Raw genomic sequence first — 288 nt, 5'->3', positions numbered from 1 at the left:
AAAACCAACGGCAAGGCCAATACCGCCGAAGCGGACGATATCGGTGAGATGCGCGCGTACTATCTCGACGGTGACGATAAAGTCTATCTGGACTTTACTGGTCGTGAGATTTCCGTGCCAGCGGGTGTACAGGACATCTTTGTTGAAGTCGATACTGTGGATGACAACGCAGCGCCAGTACACGAAGGCAGTGAACGTTTCCAACTTGTGGTGCGCGATGTCGATGGCGTGACTACAGACAACAACGGCAAAGCCAAAGCGGCGGCGTTTATTGATGACAGTGGCAAT

The 288-nt window shown here is 52.4% G+C and carries 1 protein-coding gene; it reads left to right on the top strand.

Annotated features, from left to right (window positions below; genetic code table 11):
* Positions 1–288, top strand: a 288-nt coding sequence (locus tag TW84_RS24645; protein ID WP_045977638.1) for a hypothetical protein, incomplete at both ends; no start/stop codon positions are given.

Source organism: Vibrio neptunius (assembly GCF_000967495.1).
GTDB classification, from domain to species: domain Bacteria; phylum Pseudomonadota; class Gammaproteobacteria; order Enterobacterales; family Vibrionaceae; genus Vibrio; species Vibrio neptunius.
Note: the sequence above shows the minus strand (reverse complement) of the source record. Positions and strands in the feature narration are given on the sequence as shown.